Origin of the sequence: Rhodobacter viridis (assembly GCF_003217355.1) — a bacterium.
In the GTDB taxonomy this organism is placed as follows: domain Bacteria; phylum Pseudomonadota; class Alphaproteobacteria; order Rhodobacterales; family Rhodobacteraceae; genus Rhodobacter; species Rhodobacter viridis.
The window spans coordinates 1-4,340 of record NZ_QJTK01000040.1; the positions used below are offsets into that span (position 1 = coordinate 1).

The 4,340-nt window shown below is 65.8% G+C and carries 4 protein-coding genes; 1 reads left to right on the plus strand and 3 read right to left on the minus strand.

The window, feature by feature from the left end; translation table 11 throughout:
* Positions 1-207, minus strand: a 207-nt coding sequence (locus C8J30_RS18965) for a hypothetical protein (RefSeq protein WP_220033838.1), incomplete at its 3' end; no start/stop codon positions are given.
* Here C8J30_RS18965 and C8J30_RS18085 point away from each other — a divergent pair.
* Positions 206-394 carry a hypothetical protein gene (locus C8J30_RS18085; RefSeq protein ID WP_110807467.1) on the plus strand — a complete coding sequence of 63 codons (189 nt, stop codon included), beginning with the start codon at positions 206-208 and terminating at the stop codon, positions 392-394. The two genes, C8J30_RS18965 and C8J30_RS18085, sit on opposite strands and share 2 nt — an antisense overlap.
* 25 nt (positions 395-419) lie before the next feature.
* Here the strand turns inward: C8J30_RS18085 and C8J30_RS18090 are convergent, their stop codons facing one another.
* Positions 420-1,115 (minus strand): biliverdin-producing heme oxygenase, encoded by a 696-nt coding sequence (locus C8J30_RS18090; protein WP_110807468.1) that lies wholly within the window; start codon positions 1,113-1,115, stop codon positions 420-422.
* Positions 1,108-4,002 carry a bifunctional diguanylate cyclase/phosphodiesterase gene (locus C8J30_RS18095; protein WP_110807469.1) on the minus strand — a complete coding sequence of 965 codons (2,895 nt, stop codon included), beginning with the start codon at positions 4,000-4,002 and terminating at the stop codon, positions 1,108-1,110. The genes C8J30_RS18090 and C8J30_RS18095 overlap by 8 nt, the downstream gene beginning before the upstream one ends.
* Between the last annotated feature and the right edge of the window lie 338 nt (positions 4,003-4,340).

A 4,340-nucleotide genomic window follows, 5' to 3' on the forward strand; every position in this document is an offset into this window, starting at 1 on the left:
GCGCTGTAGTTCTTCCGTTTGCCAGCCACGCTGTTCGTCCTCGTCTTCCTTGGCGGCAAGCTTAGCAAACTGTCCGCTGGCTGGGGACCACCTCAAACGGCGGGCGACGACCGGGAGGAACGCCTTCCGATGATTTCGAGCCGCGATTGACCTTCGATTAACCTCGATGCGCCAAGCTGCGAGAGCCATCGATTGGGGAATCGTCATGCAGCTTTCGCAAATCACCATGCAGCCGCCCTTGGTGTCGAAATATGGAAACGTCACCTTCCTGCTCTGGCGGGGGGCCGAATTCGGGGTTGTCCTGACCGGCGACGGTCGTCCGGGCAAATTCACCGGCCCGTTCTCGCGGGAGGAGGTCGAAGATGCGATCGCGCCCTATGCGCGGATGATATGAGGCCCGGGCAGGTCGGGGCGACGGCTCAGCTGCGCGCTGCCATCCCGGTCTGACCGCCCGCAAAGGGACAGCGCCCCGCAGACTTCGGCCCGGGCGACGGGGTGGCGGCGGGGCGCGGCTCCTCCTTGGGGTCGGTCATCACCGCATCCATCGCGGCAAAGGCCGCCATTGCCCCGGCAAGTGCTTGGGCGAGGGCCGCATCATCGGGCAGGAGCCCGGCAATCATCCGCCGCGTTTCCTGCCAGCGCGCGGCTGTGCCACGGCCATGGCGAGCGTAATGCCGTGTGGCCGTGCCCAAGCCGGCGCCAAGCGCCTGCCGGAGATGCCGCAGCAGCACCATTCCGCCGAGCGACGTGCCCTCGTGGACATAAAGCCAGCCCGCCGCGCTTGCGGGGCTGGGAGGCGGAGTGGCGCAAGTCGCTTCGGGCGCGGTCAGACCGAGGTCCGTCAGATCGGCCTTCAGCGCCGCAAGCGTCCGGCGCTGCGCAAGCTGCGGCGGGGGCACGTGATCTTGCAGCGCCCGCATCACCGCCTCTTCGTGGCGGCTGAAATGCAGATGCAACCGCTGCAACGCCAGCCCGTAATCCTGCAGCGTCACCTCGGGCTGGATCAGTCGCGCCAAAGGGCTGCGCAGTTCGATGGCGCGGTGGGCGGCCAAAGTCGCCTGTTTCAACGCAGACAAGCGGGCGGCGACGAAGGCCGCGGTGAGAGGCTCAGGCACGGCGCGCCTCCGCCCGCGTCAGCAGGAAGGTACGCAGATCCTGCGCCGGCATCGGACGGGCAAAGAAGAAACCCTGCAGCACCGTGCAGCCGAGGGCGCGCAGAATCTCGGCGTGATCGCGCGTCTCGACCCCCTCCGCGGTGATGCCAATGCCCAGCGACTGACCGATTTCGACGATCGAGGCCAACAGCCGCCGCGCTGCCTCGGATCGGACGATGGGTTCCACCAGTTGGCGATCGATTTTCAGCCGATCCGGGCGGAGCGAGACCAGACTGATGATCGAGGTTCGCCCAGTGCCGAAATCGTCGACCTCGATCCGGATGCCCATGTCGCGTAGCCCTTGCAGGTTCGCTTCCATCCCGGGGTCGACCTCGTCGAGATAGATCGATTCGAGCAGTTCGAACGAAATCGCCTCGCGCCGCGGGCCGAGGTCGCGGACGGCGTCGAGGAATTCGGGATCGGAAAGCCGTCGGGCCGAGACGTTGAGCGACAGTTTCGGGATCCGGCAGCCCGCACGCTCCAGGTCCTCGAGATCGTCAAGGGCGGCGCGCATCCCGATGCCATCGAGCGTCGCGACCAGATCCATGTCCTCGGCCATTTGCAGGAAATCGGCGGGCAGCATGATGCCCTGCTGCGGATGGTTCCAGCGCAGCAGCGCCTCGACCCCGCAAAGATCGAAACTCGTGGCGTCGAATTGCGGCTGGTACCAGATCTCGAACCGGCCAGAGCGGATGCCATCGCGGATATCCTCGCCCAGACGCAGCGTGTCATCCTGCCGCCGCTTCAGTTCCTGACTGAACAACGTCACTCGCCCGCGCCCGGTGCGTTTCGATTCGTAAAGCGCAAGATCGGCCTGATGAAACAGTTCGTCGGCGTCGATCCGCCCGTCGTTCAAGGCGATGCCGACGCTGGCCGAAACCTCCGCCTCGCCCGACTCAAGCTGGATCGGCCGCGAAATCGCATGGATCAGCCGCTCGCCCATTGCGTCGAGTTCCCAGGGATGGGTATTGGGCGCGGCAAGGATCAGGAATTCGTCGCCACCGATCCGGGCGGGAAAATCGCCACCCCGGATCGCGCACTTGATCCGCCGGGCCACTTCGACCAGCAACTGATCGCCAGCCGAGTGGCCGAGCGTGTCATTGACCTGCTTGAACCCGTCCAGATCAATATGCAGCAGCGCCGAAGACCGGCCGGTTCGGTTCATCTCCGCCTCCGCCAGACGGTGCTGCAGGAAGCGGCGGTTCGGCAGGTCGGTCAGCGCGTCATGCAGCGCGTTGTATTCGGTCTCGGCCCGGGCGGCGGCCAGTTCCGCCTCGGATTCGTGCCATTCGAAAAGCCAATCGATCTCGTTCAGGCCCATCGCCAGTTCCCGCGCGGCAATCGCGGCGACATGTTCCCACGGCAGGGCACGGTCGCGCACGGTCTCTGACCAGAGCTCGAAGGACTTGCGCGGATGCAGGCGCTGATCGGCGCTGTCGGGGGTGACGCGCATGCAGGGATCCCCGCCCCAGGTCATCTCGACCTGCCGCGCCCCGCGCAACAAGACCAGATCGAAGGGCCCGGTGCCCGGCTGAAACAGCAGCGCCCCTGCCGCTTCGGCAAGCAGCGCGGGGCCCAGATCGGGCCAAAGCCCGGCGGAAAAATGGGTGCTGAACGTGTCACGCCCGATGCTGCGCCGATGGGTCTCGAGCCGGGTGCGCAGCTCCTCCATCACGGCCGGAGGGGGCGTGCGTCCAAAAGCATATTCCCGCCCGTTCAGCCGATAGAGGATGCCGTCGCAACGCATCAGCGTCAGCAATTCCTGTGCCCGTTCGGCGAGGAACACGCCGAATCCCTGCGCCCGCGGGGCCTGCAAAAGCCCGCTGCGGAACGCCCGCAGCCGCTCGCGCACGAGGGCCACGGTTTCGGTTTCGCTGTGTTCGACGAGCCGGGCCAGGGTGGTCGAGACCGATTCCGCGAACAGCCGACAGGCCGAGGACCGGCCCGGGGTCAGGCGATAGGGGGCGCTGGAATGATGGCAAGCCAGCAGGCCCCAAAGCTCGCCGCGCACGATCAGTGCGAGCGTCAGGGAGGCGCCTACCCGCATGTTCGCCAGATATTCGAGATGCACCGGCGACACCGCCCGGATCGAACAATCGCTCAGATCGAAGGGCTCGCCGGTTTCGGGATGCGTGGAGGGCACCAGCGGCACCGAGGCCGAGCCCACATCGACCACCGGCCGCACCCGATTGCGGCGAAACAGGTGCCGGGCCTGCCGCGGAATGTCGGACGAGGGGAAGGTGAGGCCGAGATAGGAGTGCGCGACATGATCGGCGCGCGATTCGCCCACTACCTCGCCATTCCAGTCGGTGTCGAAGCGGTAGATCATCACCCGGTCATAGCCGGAAAGATCACGGAACCGGCGGGTGACGGTATCGGCCAGTTGCCGGATATCTTCCTCTCCGACGGTGACGAGATGATCGGCAAGGCTCGAAATCTCGGTCAGCGCCTCTCCCACATCAAGTCCGAAGGCAACCGGGTCGTGATCGGCGCCTTCGTAGGTGTTGATCTCGACCCCCAGCAGGCCGCCGCCGCGAAACAGCGTGACCCAGTGATCGGTACCACCACGCAATTCGCAATAGCGCGCGTGGGCGGGGCGCGTGCTCAGCAGAACCGCGCGCAGGCTTTCGGCATCGCGGTCGGAGAAGAACCGCTCGACCGGCGCGTTGCGCAGCGCTTCGGCCGATGCGCCGAAAAGCGGGAGCAGGTTGTCGCTGGCCGCAACGAGACGCGCAGTGGCCGGATCGAACAGCAGCAGCACCGAGGCCGACTGAATCGCCCCGGGGGTGTGAATCGGTTCCTGCTCGCAGCGCGTCAGGTCGAGCGCCGATTCTCGCGGTTGATCCATCACACCCTGGCCCTCGTCGTCGTTCCTGCCGCCTGCGTCGTAGCTGGACGCGCGCTGATCGTCGCTGATCGGGACGAAGAAATCGTTACGAGCGTGCCGATTCCTGCTGTGGCGTGGTCATGCCGCGCCCGCCGTATTGGTTTATGTCCCGTGGCGGGGTGATTTGCGCAGCAAAGTTGCGCGACGCGGATTTGGCGTGGGTCGGTGGTGGGGGGGCGGATTGCGTTTGGGCCAATGGGGCAAGGGAATTTTTGTGTTGTTGGGAGAAAGTTTGAGATTTTTTGCGAAAGGGGGTTGCGGAGGTTTGGGAGTATCCGTAGAAGACCCCTCACCGAAGC